This window comes from Streptomyces sp. BPTC-684 (assembly GCF_030028635.1).
GTDB classification, from domain to species: domain Bacteria; phylum Actinomycetota; class Actinomycetes; order Streptomycetales; family Streptomycetaceae; genus Streptomyces; species Streptomyces noboritoensis.
In genome coordinates this window covers 825,369-841,923 of sequence record NZ_CP124863.1, presented here as the reverse complement: position 1 = coordinate 841,923, position 16,555 = coordinate 825,369, and the positions used below count along the sequence as shown (strand labels likewise).

At 69.8% G+C, this 16,555-nt stretch carries 13 protein-coding genes; 5 read left to right on the top strand and 8 right to left on the bottom strand.

What is annotated here, in order from left to right; genetic code table 11:
* Positions 1–3: 3 nt before the first annotated feature.
* The 5 genes from QIY60_RS03660 to QIY60_RS03640 form a co-directional block, all read right to left on the bottom strand.
* Positions 4–1,506 carry a glutamine synthetase family protein gene (locus QIY60_RS03660; RefSeq protein WP_283141112.1) on the bottom strand — a complete coding sequence of 501 codons (1,503 nt, stop codon included), beginning with the start codon at positions 1,504–1,506 and terminating at the stop codon, positions 4–6.
* A gap of 3 nt (positions 1,507–1,509) precedes the next feature.
* Positions 1,510–2,889, bottom strand: a complete 1,380-nt coding sequence (locus QIY60_RS03655) for an amidase family protein (protein ID WP_283141111.1) — start codon at positions 2,887–2,889, stop codon at positions 1,510–1,512.
* A gap of 33 nt (positions 2,890–2,922) precedes the next feature.
* Entirely contained in the window at positions 2,923–4,842 is a 1,920-nt protein-coding gene (locus QIY60_RS03650; protein ID WP_283141110.1) for a hypothetical protein, read from the bottom strand.
* Entirely contained in the window at positions 4,839–5,189 is a 351-nt protein-coding gene (locus tag QIY60_RS03645) for a 4Fe-4S dicluster-binding protein (RefSeq protein ID WP_218976530.1), read from the bottom strand. The genes QIY60_RS03650 and QIY60_RS03645 overlap by 4 nt, the downstream gene beginning before the upstream one ends.
* Positions 5,190–5,858: 669 nt before the next feature.
* Positions 5,859–6,794, bottom strand: a complete 936-nt coding sequence (locus tag QIY60_RS03640; RefSeq protein ID WP_283141109.1) for a sigma-70 family RNA polymerase sigma factor — start codon at positions 6,792–6,794, stop codon at positions 5,859–5,861.
* Between the two features lie 239 nt (positions 6,795–7,033).
* On the opposite strand from QIY60_RS03640, the gene QIY60_RS03635 reads away from it, so the two are divergent.
* The 3 genes from QIY60_RS03635 to QIY60_RS03625 all read left to right on the top strand — a co-directional run bounded on the left by QIY60_RS03635 (position 7,034) and on the right by QIY60_RS03625 (position 11,222).
* Complete coding sequence (locus QIY60_RS03635; RefSeq protein ID WP_283141108.1) at positions 7,034–9,223, top strand: MMPL family transporter; 2,190 nt, start codon at positions 7,034–7,036, stop codon at positions 9,221–9,223.
* A gap of 162 nt (positions 9,224–9,385) precedes the next feature.
* Positions 9,386–10,150, top strand: a complete 765-nt coding sequence (locus tag QIY60_RS03630) for an NAD(P)H-binding protein (RefSeq protein WP_283141107.1) — start codon at positions 9,386–9,388, stop codon at positions 10,148–10,150.
* A 199-nt stretch (positions 10,151–10,349) separates the two neighbouring features.
* Positions 10,350–11,222 carry a sigma-70 family RNA polymerase sigma factor gene (locus QIY60_RS03625; protein ID WP_283141106.1) on the top strand — a complete coding sequence of 291 codons (873 nt, stop codon included), beginning with the start codon at positions 10,350–10,352 and terminating at the stop codon, positions 11,220–11,222.
* A 187-nt stretch (positions 11,223–11,409) separates the two neighbouring features.
* On the opposite strand, the gene QIY60_RS03620 is transcribed toward QIY60_RS03625, so the two are convergent.
* From QIY60_RS03620 to QIY60_RS03610, 3 genes are all read right to left on the bottom strand, one after another.
* Complete coding sequence (locus QIY60_RS03620) at positions 11,410–12,162, bottom strand: gamma-glutamyl-gamma-aminobutyrate hydrolase family protein (protein ID WP_283141105.1); 753 nt, start codon at positions 12,160–12,162, stop codon at positions 11,410–11,412.
* Between the two features lie 18 nt (positions 12,163–12,180).
* Complete coding sequence (locus QIY60_RS03615; RefSeq protein ID WP_283141104.1) at positions 12,181–13,008, bottom strand: NAD(P)H-binding protein; 828 nt, start codon at positions 13,006–13,008, stop codon at positions 12,181–12,183.
* Between the two features lie 287 nt (positions 13,009–13,295).
* Positions 13,296–13,751 (bottom strand): VOC family protein, encoded by a 456-nt coding sequence (locus QIY60_RS03610; protein WP_283141103.1) that lies wholly within the window; start codon positions 13,749–13,751, stop codon positions 13,296–13,298.
* Between the two features lie 503 nt (positions 13,752–14,254).
* Between QIY60_RS03610 and QIY60_RS03605 the strand changes: the two genes are divergently transcribed.
* Positions 14,255–15,760: an FAD-dependent monooxygenase gene (locus QIY60_RS03605; RefSeq protein ID WP_283141102.1), complete on the top strand. Its 1,506-nt coding sequence runs from the start codon at positions 14,255–14,257 to the stop codon at positions 15,758–15,760.
* A 40-nt stretch (positions 15,761–15,800) separates the two neighbouring features.
* Positions 15,801–16,169: an antibiotic biosynthesis monooxygenase family protein gene (locus QIY60_RS03600; RefSeq protein ID WP_283141101.1), complete on the top strand. Its 369-nt coding sequence runs from the start codon at positions 15,801–15,803 to the stop codon at positions 16,167–16,169.
* Positions 16,170–16,555: the final 386 nt, after the last annotated feature.

Genomic DNA, 16,555 nt, shown 5'->3' with positions numbered 1-16,555 from the left:
CCATCAGTAGGCCTCGAAGTATTCGCGCTGCTCCCACTCGGTGACCTGGCCCTCGGCGGGCCGCTCCTGGGCGCGCCAGGCCTCGAAGCGGGAGAGCTCGCTCTCCTTGAGCTTGGCCAGGGTGGCGGCGAGCGGCTTGCCGAGCAGCTCGGCGCCCTGACCGGCCCGGAAGGCCTCCAGGGCCTCGCCGAGGTCCTGCGGCAGGGTCTCGTACGCGTCCTCGCCGCCGGCCGGACGCGGGGCCGCGCCCGGGGTGGCGGTGAGCCCGTCGAAGCCCGCGGAGAGCTGGGCCGCGAGGGCGAGGTACGGGTTGGCGGTGGGCTCGCCGGTCCGGTTCTCGATGTGGGTCGCGGAGCCGCCGCCGACCACGCGGAGCATCACGCTGCGGTCCTCGTAGCTCCAGCCGATCCGGGTCGGCGAGAGCGAGAACTCCGAGCTGAGGCGGCGGTAGCCGTTGACCGTGGGCACGGAGAGCAGGCACAGGTCGCGGGCGCGGGCCAGCAGGCCGTCGATGTACGCCCTGCCCCGGTCCGAGATGCCACCGTCCTCGGCCGCGAAGATGTTGCGGCCGGTCGCGTCCATCACCGACTGGTGCAGGTGCCAGCCGCTCGGGTCGAAGCTGTCGACGCGCGGCAGCGACATGAAGGTGGCGTGGTAGCCCTGCCGCGTCGCGGTCTGCTTGACCAGGGTGCGGAACAGCAGCATCGCGTCGGCGGTGTCCAGCGCGTGCATCGGGTTGAAGGTCGTCTCGATCTGGCCCGGGCCCGACTCGTGCTCGATCGACCGCAGCGGCAGGCCGAGTTCGAGCAGCTTGAGGGCGAGCGGGCTGGTGAAGTGGGCGACCGAGTCGTAGTTGGAGTCCAGGTTGAACTGGTAGCCCGAGTTCACCGCCTCGACCTGCGGGGCCGCGCCCTGGAGGCCGAAGCCGTTGCCCGCGTTCCCGGGAGGGCCGGGCAGCCGCTTGGTCAGGTACCACTCGACCTCCAGGCCGAGCACCGGCGTCAGGTCGCGGGCCGCGTACCGGGCGACGACCTGGCGCAGCACGTTGCGCGCGGAGAGCGGGTGCGGGGAGCCGTCGCGCAGGTACTCGTCGCCGAGCACCCAGGCGGTGCGCGGCCCTTCGTGCGGCAGCAGCTGGAAGGTCAGCGGGTCCGGCACCAGGACGAAGCTGCCCGCGCCGGCGATCTCGTCGACCCCGACGCCCGGGTCGGAGAGGTAGTCGAGCGCGGCCGCGTGGCCGGTGTCGAAGATGAAGGGCCCCGAGCTGAAGTCCATGCCGTTGCGCAGGACCGAGCGGAACGCGTCGGCGGTGAGCGTCTTGGAGCGGGCCAGACCGTGCGGGTCGCCGAAGACCAGGCGGACGAGGTCGACCTCGTCGAGCGACGCCTCGATCTGCTCGGCGGCGGCGGCCTGTTCATCGGTCCAGAGGCCGAACTCGGTGACGAACGCGGGGCGTCCCACACCGCCCGACTCGGAGAAGGGGCGGGACCACGACCGGGAGAACATGGTTTACAGGATCCTTTCGGTTACTCGGTCCGGTGCGGCCGGCAGGGGCCCGAGGTCCGCCTCAAGACGGCGTGCGGCTGACAGGACCAGATCGTCCGCCCCGAACGGGCCCACGAGTTGGAGCCCCACCGGGAGTCCGGCGCGGGTGAGCCCGGCCGGGAGGGAAACGGCCGGCTGGCCAGTCATATTGAAGGGATACGTGGCGGGTGTCCACGCCAGCCAGAGCAGGTCCTCCGGACGGCTCGCCCACTGGGGGCCGATCGCGTGGGGGTCGAACGGCTCGACGGGCACGGTGGCCATGGCGAGCAGGTCGTACCGGTCGAAGATCTCGTGCAGCCTGGTCCGCAGCGCGAGCCGCACCTCCTCGGCCCGCATCACGGTCGCGCCGCTGAGCGTGCGCCCGTGCCGGACGATCGCGAGCCGGCCCGGGTCGCACCACTCCTCGTCGGCGGGCGAGGTGGAGGCGGCGTCGCTGGCGGCGAGGATGTCGACGAGGGCCGGATACGGGTCGCGGAACGGCACCTCGATCCGCTCGACGCGGTGGCCCTGCGCACTGAGCGCGGGCAGCGCCTGCTCGCTGACCCGGCGGATCTCCGGCGAGGTGCCCGGGAACTCGATCCAGCCGATGCGCAACGAGCGCCGCTCGCCCGGCACTTCGAGCGCGCCGATCAGCGAGTCCGGGTCGCCCGGGTGCCCGCCGGTGATCACCGAGGCGAGCTCGATGACGTCCGGCACGGTCCGCGCGATCGGCCCCTGGTGGGAGAGCCGGTCGGCGCACGCGGGCACATAGGGCACCTTGGCGAACGACGGCTTGTAGCCGACGACGCCGCAGAACGCCGCGGGGATGCGGATGGAGCCCGCGCCGTCGGTGCCGAGCGCCCCCGAGCCGAGGCCCGCCGCCACCGCGGCCGCGGCGCCGCCGCTGGAGCCGCCGGCGGAGAGCTCGGGGTCCCACGGGTTGCGGGTGGGCGGAGCCACCCGGCTCACCGTGGAGGCGCTCCAGCCGTACTCCGACGTCGTGGTCTTGCCCACCACGACGGCACCGGCGGCCCGCAGCCGCGCGACCGAGGGCGCGTCGGCCCGGGCGCGCCGGTTCTCCAGGAGGGAGCCGCGGGCGGTGGGCAGGTCCCCGGTCTGGATGAGGTCCTTCACCGAGACGGTGATCCCGAGCAGCGGCTGCCGCTCGAACGCCGCCCGGCCAAGCTCGCGGATCCGGGCGTCGGCCAGCTCGGCCTCGCGTACGGCCTCGTCGCCCGCGACGGAGACGAACGCGCCGAGCTCGATGTCGGTCTTCTGGATCGTGGTGAGGACCGACTGGACGTGCTCGGCCGCGGTGAGCTCGCCCCGGGCGAGGAGCTCGCGTATGTCACCGATGGAGGTCAACGGATCTCCTCGCAAGGACAGGTGGGACGCCGGTCACGACACCGGGTGCGGCTGCTTGGCGCTCGCCGCCGCGGCCTGGACCGACTTGAGGTGCCATTCGGAGTCGAAGGCGGTGACCTCGATGGCCTCGCCCGCGGCCACCAGCGCGGCGGCGGCGCTCATGGCGCTGGCGATGAACCCGGAGGTGCGGTGCGCGGCGAGCAGGTCGGACTCGCCGAACGGGGTGCCGTCGCAGCGCAGCAGACGCAGGTCCATGAACCCGTTGAACTGCTGGCCCATCACCTCGACCGCCTGCGGGCTGCGGATGCTGAAGCGCACCTTCGACGCCACATGGCCGTGGTGGTGCTGGTCGGAGTAGAAGGCGACGTCGGGGATGGTCGGCGGGATGAAGTGGTCGCGCTCCACCACGGCGGGCACCTTGGGCAGGTTTCCGGCGATGAAGTGCCAGGAGTTGTACTGCATGCGGGACGACATCGCCCAGGCGTTGTCGGCCAGTTGCAGCACCGAGTCCTCGTAGTGGCGCTTGGCCGCCGGGGCGGGCACCACGCAGCAGAAGAAGTCGGTGATGTCCCACTTGGTGATCTCGGCCCAGCTCTGCTCCCGCAGGGCGCGCATGAGTTCGGGGATGGAACGCATGCCCCGGCTCATCGCGAAGTCGGCCTCGAAGACGTCGGTCGCCGCGGCCACCGTCTCGTACACCAGGGCTTCGAGTCCGGTGCCGAAGTCCCCGTGCGGCCGGGCGAGCCAGCCGGGAGACGCGGTGAGGCTCGCGCTCAGCTCCTCGAAGGTGGCGCCGGTGACCGGCAGCCGGTCGCGCAGCCGCGCGGTGAGGTCCGCCTCGCGCCGCCTCGACTCCTCGCCGTACGGCCCGGCCAGGCGCTCGATCTTGTGCATCAGCGCGCCGTGGATCTCGCGGTAGAGCTGGGCGTTGGGCAGTACGTGTCCGACGCGGCGCTCGCGCAGCGCCATGGCGAGGGCGTTCAGCGCCTCCACCCGGTGCGTGGGGGCGGCCGGGACCGGCTCGCCGCCGGGCACCGCGTTGTAGTTCCGGCGGGTGCGCTCCAGCATGTACGCGAGGTGGTCCAGGGTGAGCTGGGTGCCGTTGGCCTCCTCGATCCGGCCGGCGCCCGCCGACCGCACGAGCAGGGTGAGGCAGACGACCAGCATCGCGTCGTGGTCGGACCAGCGCTCCATCTCGACGCCGAGCAGACCGCTGAACGTCTCGCTCGGGTGGCCCGCCCAGAGGGTCTTGCCGATGAGGTTGTTGCCCTCGCGGAAGTTGGTGTAGAGCTTCCCCTCCTGGTGGAGGACGAAGGGGGCGGTCCGCAGCGCGGACTCCCGTACCGTCTCCAGGAGTTCGTCGCGGGTCTGGGTGCCGAGCGCCGCCAGCCACTGGCGGCAGTCGACGACCTGGTCGGCGTAGCGGGCGGCCGCGCGGTTGACCTCGGTCTCGTAGTCGAGCAGGTCCTGCGCCGACCACGGCACCTCGATCACGCCGTCGACCAGGTTCTCCTCGTCGGCGAGCGAGCCCTGGGAGGGGACGCGGACGACGATGCGGCCGGTGGTGGTCAGCCCCAGCTCGCCCAGGAACGCCGGGCGCTCCAGGGTGTCGCGCTCCGGGGCGGACAGGTTCTCCTCGCGCCACGAGATGCCGCAGAGCACCTTGAGCGCGGCCTCGTCCGCGGTGCGCAGCGCGCGCAGCTGGACGTCGGCGGGGACGTGGCCGTCCAGGGTGAGCAGGGCGTTCACCGCGGCCCGCAGGTCGGGGGCCTCGACGGCCGCTTCCCAGGCGCGCTTGAGGAGGGTGGGGAAACCGGCGTCCTCGTCCTTGAGGCGGTCCGGCTTCGGCGTGGCGCCGGCCACCGCGCCCAGGCGGCTGGGCCGGCGGCTCTGCCGCTTCTTGGCGTTGACGGCCCGGCGCGAAGCGCCGTTGCGCTCGGCGAAACTGGTCATGACACACCCTCAGCGGTAAGCCCGATGTGGTTCCACATCTCGTCGGACGTCGGGGTCCAGTCCTCGTCCACGTAGATGCAGTCGACGGGGCACTCCAGGACGCACTTGGGGCAGCCCGAGCAGAGCTCGGGGATGATGACGACGTCGAGCCCGTTGTCGAAGATGGCGTTGAACTCGGGCGGGCAGGCACGCAGGCAGGTGTCGCAGGTGATGCACTCGGCCCGCTCGATGCGGCGCGGCGGCTTCTTCCACGTCTCGCTGCGGGTGCGCTCGGCGATCACCTTGTTGCGCCCGGATACCGAGCCTTCCACCTCGTCGAGTGAGTCGTCAGAAGTATTCGTGGGCATGTGGCCCCCCTCTTGTCCTGTATCGCTCGTGACCACGTAAGAGAGCATCAATAGCGGCGCCGCACCTGGGCGACGTCGGCCAGAATTACACGGAGGCCCGCTTCCTGGGAATGGCGGGCGAGCGGTGTGCAGGCGCGGATCAAAACGTGTGGTGGATTCCTGTTGGAGGGAATCTTGAATCGCGCGGACTCTTGATAATCCCCGGTTCCGCAAGGGGACGCAATATGCTCAAGTCACCGTGCCGCGGCCGTTTGTACAGTGGTCGCAGGAACCGAAGAAGAGCCGGTTGACCTGCGGTTACCGGGGGATCGGGGCAGGGGGAGCGGGCGGCGGGGCCGGGCCGCGGCGGCCGCACGGTACGAAGGTATACGGGAAGCGCGTCCGTGCAACCGCGGAAGTCTCGCAGTCGAACACCTTGCGCGCGCACCGCGATCTGTCAACTCCGTACGCGTTTGCTTACTGGTGTCACCCTACCGTTTTCCGGGATTTGTGTCCGCTATCTCGGACGTGCACATTCCAGTTCCGCTGGGCTTTGGGGTGAGGCAAAGGGAATCCTGTCGGACCGGTGATTGACGGGCGGGTGAAGGCGTTCTCGGGACGTCTATACGGGCAACGGGAAACGGCGTGTCACCGGGCCTGATGCCCGATGGCGCGCCGCCTTTGTGCTGCTCAGTCGCCCAGGATCGTCAGATCGGTCCGGCTGAGCCGGTCGGGGGCGGCCCGCATGTCGATGCCGGTGATCCGCTCGTCCACGATGGTGAAGCCGAAGACGACCCGCGGCCGTCCGCGCGGCGCCCACACCGCGCCCACCGACCCGTCCACCAGCGCCAGTCGGGCGTGCCGGGCCCGCCCCGAGAACGTCTTCGCCACCGAGGTCGCGCCCCGCACCTCCGTCGGCGCGCCCACCGCCACCGCCTCCGGATCGGCGTGCAGCACCACGTCCGGGTCGAGCATCGCGATCAGCGTGTCGAAGTCGCCGCCGCGCGAGGCGGCGAGGAAGGAGTCCACGATCCGGCGCAGCCGGTCCGGGGCGTCGTCCGGCAGCGGGTCGACGCTCTGCACCCGCACGCGCGCCCGGCCCGCGAGTTCGCGCGCGGCCCGCGCCCCGGCGGCGCCGACGATCGGCGCGATCTCCTCGTACGGCAGACCGAAGAGGTCGTGCAGGACGAACGCCATCCGCTCGGCCGGGTCCAGCGTCTCCAGGACCACGAGCAGCGCCAGGCCCACCGAGTCCGCCAGCAACTCCTCGTGGGCCGGGCCCATGTGGGCCAGGTCCGCCGCAAGGGCGGCGGGCACCGGGGCCGCCAGGTCGTCCGGCGCCCGGCGCGCGGCGGGCACCCGCGGCAGCAGGGGCGCGTCCGGGGAAACCGTTCTGCGCGAGCGCAGCCGGTCGAGGGAGACGTTCGCGACCACCGTCATCAGCCAGGCGGGCAGGCCCCGGACCCCCTCGTCCGTGGCGTCGTCGCCGCTGTCGACGATCTGCGACCACGCTTCCTCGACGGCTTCGTCGGCCTCGTTCAGCGTCCCCAGCATCCGGTACGCCACGGCCCGCAGATGCGGCCGGTTCTCCTCGAAACGCCGCGCCAGCCATTCACCGTCGTCCATCGGTCACATTCCTCCGTCGCGCTCCGTCAGTGAGTGACGAACGCGTCACGGTCACACCCTCTGGCCACGTTCCGTCATACCAGTGACGAACAAAACCCAGCTCATGTGACAGGAAGAGGTACCCCGATCGAGTCGAGGCGATCGGGTCGTACAGGGGAGGCCCCCTCGAACAACCCGAGTTCGACCGAGCCCTGAGCGTCCGCCGGCCGCACAGGACTCCCGACCCTTAGCGAGCAGTCATGACGACGCATCCTCCATCACCCAGGCAGTCCACCGAGGAGCCGCCGCCCCCATCGACGACGTCGTTCGCCCACAGGTACGCGAAGGCCGTCGCCGGCCGCCGCGCCAAGTGGGCCGTCCTCGTGCTGTGGGTGCTGCTCATCGGCGTTGGCGGATCCCTTGCGGCCAAGCTCGGTGACGTCCAGAACAACGAAGCCCAGACCTGGTTGCCGAAGAACGCGCAGGCGACGAAGGCGGTGAAGATCGCCGAGGACTACTTCCAGGACAAGGGCCGGCTCGGCGCCGTGGTCGTCTACGCGCGCGAAGACGGCCTCACCGAAGCCGACTTGGCCAAGGTCAACGGCGACCGCGACCGGTTCGTCACGGACAAGCTCGCGGCGGCGGCGATCCCCCAGGTCACCGTGGCCTCCGACAAGAAGGCCGCGTTCCTCAGCGTGCCCATCAAGTCGGACAAGAGCGACAACAGCGTCCTCGGCGACGGTGTGAAGGACCTGCGCAAGGCGGCCCAGAAGAACGCGCCCGACGGCCTCGACGTCAAGATCGCGGGTCCGGCCGGCAGCATCGCCGACTTCATCGATGTCTACTCCGGCATGGACGGCGCGCTGATGGGCGCCACGATCGGACTCGTCGCGATCTTCCTGCTGTTCACCTACCGAAGCCCCATCCTCTGGCTGATCCCGCTGATCTCGGTGTTCCTGGCCAGCCAGGTCGCCAGCGCCGTCGTCTATCTGCTGGCCAAGCACGCCGGGCTGACGGTCAACGGGCAGAGCGCGTACGTGCTGATCGTCCTGGTCCTGGGCGTCGGCACCGACTACGCGCTGCTGCTGATCGCCCGATATCGCGAGGAACTGCACCGCCACGAGGACCGGCACGAGGCGATGGTGTACGCGCTGCAGCGCTGCCTGCCCGCCATCACGGCGTCCGCGGCGACCGTCGGCATCGCCACGCTCTGCCTGGTGTTCGGCTCGATGAACTCCACCCGGGGCCTCGGCCCGGTCGTCGCCCTCGGCGTCGTCATCGTCTACTTCGCGATGACCACGCTGCTGCCCGCCTTCCTGGTGATCCTGGGCCGCTGGGTGTTCTGGCCGTTCACCCCGCGCTACTCGACGGAGTACGTGGACGCGGGCGTCGAGAAGGAGCACGGCTTCTGGGGGAAGATCTCCGGCTTCGTGGGCCGCAGGCCGCGCCCGATCTGGATCGGTACGGTCGTCGTCCTCGGGGCGCTGGCGTTCGGCGCGATGTCGCTGTCCACCGGGCAGACCCAGGCCGAGCAGTTCACCAAGAAGGTCGACTCGGTGGCGGGCCAGGAGCTGCTGTCCAAGCACTTCCCGGCCGGCTCCTCCGCGCCCGCCGACGTCTACGTCAAGGACGCGGGCGCGGCCGCCGCGCTCGCCACGCTCAAGGGCGTGGACGGCGTCACCAGCGCGACCACCGTGGAGTCCAGGAACGGCTGGACGCACATCGAGTCCGTCCTGAAGAACGCGCCGGACACCCAGGCCGCCCGGCAGACCGTCGACCGCATGCGCACCGCCCTCGACCGCAGCTCCGGCGAGGCCAAGGACGCGAAGGTCGGCGGCCAGACCGCGATCGCGCTCGACACCTCCGACGCCCAGGGCAAGGAGGAGAAGGTACTGATCCCGCTCATCCTCGCGGTGGTCCTGATCATGCTGATCATCCTGCTGCGGGCGCTGGTGGCGCCGCTGATGCTGCTGCTGTCCGTGGTGCTCTCGTACACCGCGGCCGTGGGAACCGCGGCGCTGCTGTTCCACGCCGTGGGGTATCCGCGGATCGACCGGGGGCTGCTGCTGTTCGGCTTCCTGTTCCTGGTCGCCCTCGGTGTCGACTACACCATCTTCCTGATGACCAGGGCCCGGGAGGAGGTCGGCAAACGCGGCCACCGCGACGGCATCCTCACCAGCCTCACCGTCACCGGCGGCGTGATCACCTCGGCGGGCCTCGTCCTCGCCGCCACCTTCAGCGTCCTCGCGGCGATCCCGACGGTGGCCTCGCTGCAGCAGGGCCTGCTCGTCGCGGTCGGCATCCTGCTGGACACGTTCATCGTCCGCAGCCTGCTGATCCCGGCGCTCGCCCTGGAGCTCGGCCCGAAGTTCTGGCGCCCGGGGCATCCCGAGCGCGACGAGGCGGACCTCCCGGTCAGGCCGCGCGCCGAATCGGCGCGGCTGGGCTGACCCCGTACGTACGACACACGCACCGGCTCGTACGTGCGGTCCTCGATCGCGGGCGCACCGTTTCCCCGGGGAAACGGTGCGCCCGCGGTGTGTCCGGAACCGCGCGTCACACTTTCACGGGCCGGCTCGTCAGTGTGGCGACACTTCAACCAAGGAGGAGCCATGACGTCGCCCATCCTGGTGACCGGCGGCACGGGCACGCTGGGACGACTGGTCGTCTCACGGCTGCGGGACGCCGGTGCCGACGTCCGGGTGCTCAGCAGGAAGAGCCGCCCGGCCGAGAACGGCATCGCGTACGTGACCGGCGACCTGGCCAAGGACCAGGGCATCGGCCCCGCGGTCGACGGCGTCCGGGCGCTCGTGCACTGCGCCAGCGACAAGAAGGGCGACGCCGACGCCACCCGCAACCTGGTCCGCGCGGCCGAGAAGGCGGGGGTCGCGCACATCGTCTACATCTCCATCGTCGGCGTCGAGGACGTCTCGTTCGGCTACTTCAAGTCCAAGCTGGAGTCGGAGCGGGTGGTCACCGAGTCCGGGCTGCCGTGGACGCTGCTGCGGGTCACCCAGTTCTACGACTTCATCCTCAACGGGGCCCAGAAGGCGCGGAAGCTGCCGCTGGTCCCGGTGCCCTCGGGCTTCAAGGTGCAGCCCATCGACCCCGAGGAGGTGGCGGTCCGGCTCGCCGAGCTGGCCCTGGACAAGCCGGCCGGGCGCGTTCCCGACCTGGTGGGGCCGCAGGCCACCGACGCGGTCGCGATGATCCGGGCGTATCTGAAGGCCGTCCACAAGGGCTCCCCGGTGGTGCCGGTGTGGATGCCGGGCATCGGGAAGATCCGCTCCGGCGGGCTGCTGCCGAAGGGCCCGAGGGACGGGTACGACACGGCCCGGGTGACCTGGGAGGAGTTCCTGGCCGCGAGGCTCGGCTGACGGCGGGGACGGCGGACCACCTGGCGAGGGGGCCCTGTCCCGGACGCCGGGGGGCGTTCGGGACAGGGGACAGGCCGACAATTTCATAGGAAATAACCGAACTGGATACCGAACATCCAAGATCCGAACGTGATGTGACTTGTCCCATAGGCTGGGTTTCGCAGTACGTGACGACGGGCCCGGTGGAGGAATGTGACCGATGGACGAGACCGAACGGCTGGCGGAGCGCTTCGAGGCGCACCGCCCCCATCTGCGGGCCGTCGCCTACCGGATGCTGGGTTCGCTGAGCGAGGCCGAGGACGCCGTGCAGGAGTCCTGGTTCCGGCTCAGCCGCTCGGACGTGAGCGCGGTGGAGAACCTGGGCGGCTGGCTGACCACGGTCGTCGCCCGCGTCTGCCTGGACATGCTGCGCTCGCGCGAGTCGCGGCGCGAGGACCTGCTGGGCGAGCGGCCACCGCCCGTCCACCACGGAGCGCATGAGAGCGCCGACCCCGAACAGGAGGCGGTGCTTGTCGACTCGGTCGGCCCGGCGCTCCTCGTGGTGCTCGACACGCTCTCGCCGGCCGAGCGGCTCGCCTTCGTGCTGCACGACATGTTCGCCGTCCCCTTCGACGACATCGCCCCGGTCGTGGGGCGCTCCACCATCGCCACCCGGCAGCTCGCCAGCCGGGCGCGCCGCCGGGTCGCGGGCGCGGAGGCCGCGCCCGCCGCCGACCGGGGGCGCCAGCGGCAGATCGTCGACGCCTTCCTCGCCGCCTCGCGCGGCGGCCGGTTCGACGAACTGCTCGCCCTGCTCGACCCGGAGGTCGTGGTCCGCGTCGACGGCGCCGCCCTGGCGATGGGCGCGAGCGGCGCCCTGGGTGCCCAGGCGGTCGCCAAGACCTTCTCGGGCCGGGCCCAAGTCGCCCAGCTCGCGCTGGTGGACGGGGCTCCGGGCATGGTCTGGGCACCGAACGGCAGCGTGAAGGTGGTCTTCGACTTCATCGTCGTGGACGGTCGGATCGCCGCGATCGACATGCTCGCCGACCCCGAGCAGCTGGACGAGATGGATGTGAAGATCCTGGCGGAGTAACCGGCCATCCCCGGGCGGAGTACGGAAACCGGGAGCATTCCCTGTTTTGAGTGGCGCGCACCGCCTGGAAACACCCCCGAACACCGCTCCACGTAACACGTTCCATGCAACACCAAGAGGCGCAGCGCGGCCATCGGGCCGTGCTGCGCCTCTGCCGTTCCTTGAGCGGATTCCGAGCGGGTGCGAACTAGCCGCGCCGTACCGACATCCGCTGGCGCGCCGCGTCCGCGAGCGCGATGAACGGGCTGTCGTCGTCGGACTCCTCGGCGTGCCACTGCACCCCGACCGCGAACGGGTGGTCGTCGACCTCGATGGCCTCCACCGTTCCGTCCTCGGACCAGGCGGTCACCGTCAGGCCCTCGCCGACCTCGTCGATGACCTGGTGGTGGTGGCAGGGCACGACGTCCTTGGCGAGGAACTTGGCGAGGTGGCTGCCGGGTTCGAGCCGCACCTTCTGCTGGCCGTACTCCTTGCCGCCGGGGGAGTGGTTGTCGTGGCCGACGATCTCCGGAAGGTGCTGGTGGAGCGTGCCGCCGCGCAGGATGTTCATCAGCTGCTCGCCCCGGCAGATGCCGAGAGTGGGCAGGTCGGATGCCAACGCGGCTTCAAGGAGGGCCAGTTCGTGCCGGTCGCGGACCTTGTCGTTCCAACCGGTCTTCTCGTGCTTCTCCTGCCCGTAGAGCTCCGGGTCCGCATCCGGCCCTGCGAGCATGAGCAGACCGTCGAGCCCGTCGACGGTCTGCTCGATCCCGGGCTGCGGAGCCAGCAGCACCGGTATGCAACCGGCGTCGGCGACCTTCTGGACGAACGTCTGGGGTACGAACGTCGCGTCCATCTCGAAGATCGCGAATTTGATCTGGGTCACGACGGCCGTGATGCCGATGACGGGCCGGCGTGTGCGGTCCAGCGAGTTCAAGGTCTCATTGACGGCGGAATGCACAGTGCACCTCACAAAGTGTCAGAGCTGGGGTACGGGGCGGAGCTCCGCCTCGTGATGGGTGATCCACTCGGCGTACGTGTAGGCCGGCCGACCGGTGACGACGTCGACGGTGGGACGTACTTTCGCGTCCTGGCCCTGCAACGCCTCGCGCCGGTCGAGGAGTTGGTCGGCCACGTACCCCGAGAGGTACTTGACCATCTGATCGCGGACGCGTTCGCGGGGCACTTCCTGGAAGCGGGTGGGGATGCCGAGCGCGGCACCGATCATGCGCACCCGTTCCGCCGCGCTGAGCGACTGGGGCCCGGTGATCGAATGGATCACTCCGGATTCCGCCGCGAGCAGGGACTTCACCGCGACCGCCGCGATGTCGCGCTCGTGGATCGGTGCCATCGCGGAACTTCCGTACACACCGTGGACCACTCCGTCTTCGGCGATCTGGGGTATCCAGAGGAGATCGTTGGACATGAACGCGCTCGGCCGCAGGAACGTCCACGACATTCCCGACTCGACGACTGCCTTCTCGCACGCGATGTGCGGCTCTTCGGCAGCATAGGTGACCGCCTCCGAAGACAGCATGACGACATGTTGCACCCCGGCCTCCGCGATGGCGTCGACGGCTCCCTGGAGTTGGCCGAACACCGGCCAGAGGTAGAGGCGTTCGACCCCGCGCAGTGCCGGGGCCAGGGTCTCGGGCCGGCTCAGGTCGGCCGCCAGGACCTCCACTTCGCCCGGCAGGGTGCACTTGGCGGGGTCGCGTGCGATGGCCCGCACCTGCTCCCCCGATTTCAGCAGCTCGTCGACGATGTTTCTGCCGACGTTCCCGGTCGCGCCGGTTACCAAGATCATGCGTTCTCCCGTGGTCAAGGGGGGGACGTACGACGGATGTCCTGCATTTTTGCGAAGGCGACTCGAAACAGGCACGGGAAATCCGGGCAGGGGTGAAACCCGGCACGGGAAAAGCGAGCGGTGGACAAAAACGGTCAGCGGACAGCCGGGCGATGGGCGCCGAGGACAAGTGACCGACCGGTAAGTAAGGGGATTGCGGAAGAAAGATTCCGCAGGGAAGCGTCGGCCATGAGGCGGCGGTGCCTCATGGCCGACGGTGGAGCGGGGTGGAGCGCGGGGGAGCGCGGTTACTTGGCCTTGCTCTCGGAGAGGTTGATCCGCCAGGAGACCCCGAACCGGTCGTTGACCCAGGCGAACTTGGCGCTGAACCCGTAGGTGCCGACCGGCATGATCACCTCACCCTTCTCGGAGAGGCCCGCGAAGACCCGGTCGAACTCCTCGTCCGTGTCGCACTGGATGTACACCGCCATCGCGGGAGAGAACGCGTAAGTGTCCCAGGGGGCGTGGTCGGAGCCCCGGGCGCCGTCCGGCGGAATGTTGATGCACATGAACTGCTGGCCCGCGATGGTGAAGACCGCGTGCTGCAGGGTCCCCTCCACCCAGCCGGGCTCCCCGGCGCGGGCCCGAATGGTGTTGACCACCTCGGAGTCGTCGAAGAGGGATGTGTAGAACGTCACCGCCTCCTCGGCATCCCGCGGGAACGCCAGAAAAACGGTGAGCTTCTGCGTGACTGCGGAGGACATCGTGGCTCTCCTTATTAAGTCTGGTGTTCTGCGTGGATCACCCTTCCAACATCCAATTCGCCGAGTCAAGAGGGCAACCGCGGAAAGTCGATGTCGAGCGACGAAGTGGATCTTGGCCCGTCATCGGATATCTGGAATGAGCCATTACGGTCTCCTGAACAGGTCATTCCTATTCCGTTTTATTGATCCTTTCCGGAGGGCGGAAAAGGATCACCGGGAAGGGTGTGGTGGATATTTCAATAAGGCTTCCCTAAGTGGCTGGGCTGCGTTCCTGAAAAAGATCATGAAAAACAGCAGGACTCATTCCCCTTGACGCCCCTGATCGACGAGTTGCAGACTTCTTCGGCGGCCCGAAAGGTATTTTCCTGAGCCGCTGAGCATGATCACATTCAACGCTCCGTTTTTGGGCTCGATAGGCCGCTTGAGCGGCATCGAGAGGCGTTGCGAGTTGATTCCCGAAGTACTGAATTCGATCTCGCATATCTCATCCAGGAGGGCGAAAAATGGGAACTGGCGTGATCATTGCCGGTGCCGGACCGGTCGGGCTGATGCTGGCCGGCGAACTTCGGCTGAACGGCGTCGACGTCGTTGTCTACGAGCAGAGAGCCACTCCGAGCGGCGAGTCGCGCGGGGTGGGCTTCACCCGGCGCGCCGCCGAGGTGTTCCACCAACGGGGACTGCTGGCTCGTTTCGGTGACATCGAGATCGGCAACGAGGGCCACTTCGGTGGCGTGCGCATCGACTTCACCGCCCTGGAGGACAACCACTTCGGCATCCGCGGAGTGCCCCAGTACCGCATCGAGGAGATCCTGGAGGCATGGGTCACCGACCTCGGCGTGGACGTGCGCCGCGGCTACGAGGTGGTCGACTACCGGGAAGGGTCCGACGACATCACGGTGGTGGTGGAGGGGCCGGACGGCCGTGCCGAGCACGCCGCCCAGTACCTGGTGGGCTGTGACGGCGGGCGCTCCAGGATCCGCAAGCTGGCGGGCATCGAGTTCCCCGGACGCGAGGCCACCCGGGGCATGTACGTGGCCGACGTCGTCGACCGCCCCGACATCAAGCCGCGCGTCATCGGCGAGCGGGTCGACGGCGGCATGGTGATGGCGATCCGTCTGGAGGAGGGGGTGACCCGGATCATCATCCATCCGGCGAAGCTCACTCCCCGCGACAACAGCACGTTGACGTTCAGCGAGATCGCGGACTCCTGGCAGGAGCTCACCGGGCAGTCGCTGCACGGCGCCGAGACGAAGTGGGTCAGCGCGTTCACCAACGCCACGCGCCAGGCGGCCGAGTACCGGCGCGGCCGGGTCCTGCTCTCCGGCGACTCCACCCACATCCACATCCCGGCCGGCGCCCAGGGGCTGAGCGTCGGCGTGCAGGACGCGGTGAACCTCGGCTGGAAGCTGGCCGCCACCGTCAAGGGCTGGGCGCCCGAGGGCCTGCTCGACACCTACCAGGCCGAACGGCACCCGGTGGGCGAGAAGTTGCTGCGCAACACCCTCGCCCAGGCCTCCCTCTATCTCACCGGCGACGAGATGGAGCCGATGCGCCAGGTGATGCGCGAGCTGGTGCAGTCGCCCGACGCGGCGCGGCGGCTCGCCGGGCACGTCAGCGGGCTCGGCATCCGCTACGACATGGGCGGCGCCGTCGGCCACCCGCTGCTCGGGCTGCGCATGCCCGACCGCGAGGTCAAGCTCGGGGACGGCTCCACCACCCGGGTGTCCGAGCTGTTACACCCGGCGCGCGGGGTGCTCGTCGTCGCGGACGGCAGCACCGAGCCGGCCCGGCTCGCCGCCGGCTGGTCCGACCGGATCGACATCGTCACCGACGCGAGCTGGTCGGACCGGGTGGACATCGTCCCGGACGGCTGGGTTCCGGCGGACACGGCCGAGGGGACGGCGCCGGACGCCGTCCTCATCCGTCCCGACGGACACGTCGCCTGGGTCTCTCCGGACGGCGGCGAACTGCTCGACGCGCTCGCGCGCTGGTTCGGCTCGCCCCGCTGACCGAGGTCCCGCCCGTCCCGTCCGACCCGCAGGAGGTCCCGTGATCGAATTCGTGGAGGCCGACGAGACCACTCCTTATACACGGCAACTCCAGGAGCAGACGGGCCCGGTCGTGCTCGTCAACACCTTCACCGTCCCGGAGGGCAAGGCCGAGGAGTTCCTGGCGCTCTGGCGCGAGGACGCCGCATACTTCACGCGGCAGCCCGGCTTCATCTCCACCCAGATGCACCGGGGCATCGCCGGCAGCCGGATCCTGGTGAACGTCGCGGTCTGGCAGTCCGCCGCCCATCTGGCGGCGGCGCACAGCAACCCCGACTTCCACCCGGGCGGTGAGGGCTACCCGCAGGGGTGCACCGTCTCGCCCCATCTGTACGAGAAGGTCGCGGTCGACGGCATCTGCGTCGACTGACGCCACGCAGGCCCGGGGCCCGTCACGCCGGTGTGACGGGTTCCGGGTCTGTTCTCGGCCAACAAACCGGCCAACTTCACGCCACCGGATCGGAGTTGCCCCACCGTCCCGCACCGGAAGGTCGACCACCGGTTACCCCGGGGGAGGGTGGCGGCCCCGGGAGCATCACGAGTGCGAAGCCGATCAGCCGGGCGGAATGTGTGATTCCGGCCCCTCCTCTGACGGTTACCGAACATCCGGACCCGCTCGGTGGGCCGATCCCCTCGACTGTTCACCTTCGACGGTACAGAAGGTTGTCCGTGCTTGACGGAACCTGAACTTCCGCTCCGACGGCCCGACGTTTGCCCTCGTACAGCAGTGCGGTTCGCGCCGCTCCGGGGGCCCTT

Bases quoted from the DNA above. Each gene is read 5' to 3' on its own strand.
- QIY60_RS03605 (WP_283141102.1), top strand. From the start codon at position 14,255: ATGGGAACTGGCGTGATCATTGCCGGTGCCGGACCGGTCGGGCTGATG.
- QIY60_RS03650 (WP_283141110.1), bottom strand. From the start codon at position 4,842: ATGACCAGTTTCGCCGAGCGCAACGGCGCTTCGCGCCGGGCCGTCAAC.
- QIY60_RS03660 (WP_283141112.1), bottom strand. From the start codon at position 1,506: ATGTTCTCCCGGTCGTGGTCCCGCCCCTTCTCCGAGTCGGGCGGTGTG.
- QIY60_RS03635 (WP_283141108.1), top strand. From the start codon at position 7,034: ATGACGACGCATCCTCCATCACCCAGGCAGTCCACCGAGGAGCCGCCG.
- QIY60_RS03610 (WP_283141103.1), bottom strand. From the start codon at position 13,751: ATGTCCTCCGCAGTCACGCAGAAGCTCACCGTTTTTCTGGCGTTCCCG.
- QIY60_RS03630 (WP_283141107.1), top strand. From the start codon at position 9,386: ATGACGTCGCCCATCCTGGTGACCGGCGGCACGGGCACGCTGGGACGA.
- QIY60_RS03615 (WP_283141104.1), bottom strand. From the start codon at position 13,008: ATGATCTTGGTAACCGGCGCGACCGGGAACGTCGGCAGAAACATCGTC.
- QIY60_RS03645 (WP_218976530.1), bottom strand. From the start codon at position 5,189: ATGCCCACGAATACTTCTGACGACTCACTCGACGAGGTGGAAGGCTCG.
- QIY60_RS03640 (WP_283141109.1), bottom strand. From the start codon at position 6,794: ATGGACGACGGTGAATGGCTGGCGCGGCGTTTCGAGGAGAACCGGCCG.
- QIY60_RS03625 (WP_283141106.1), top strand. From the start codon at position 10,350: ATGGACGAGACCGAACGGCTGGCGGAGCGCTTCGAGGCGCACCGCCCC.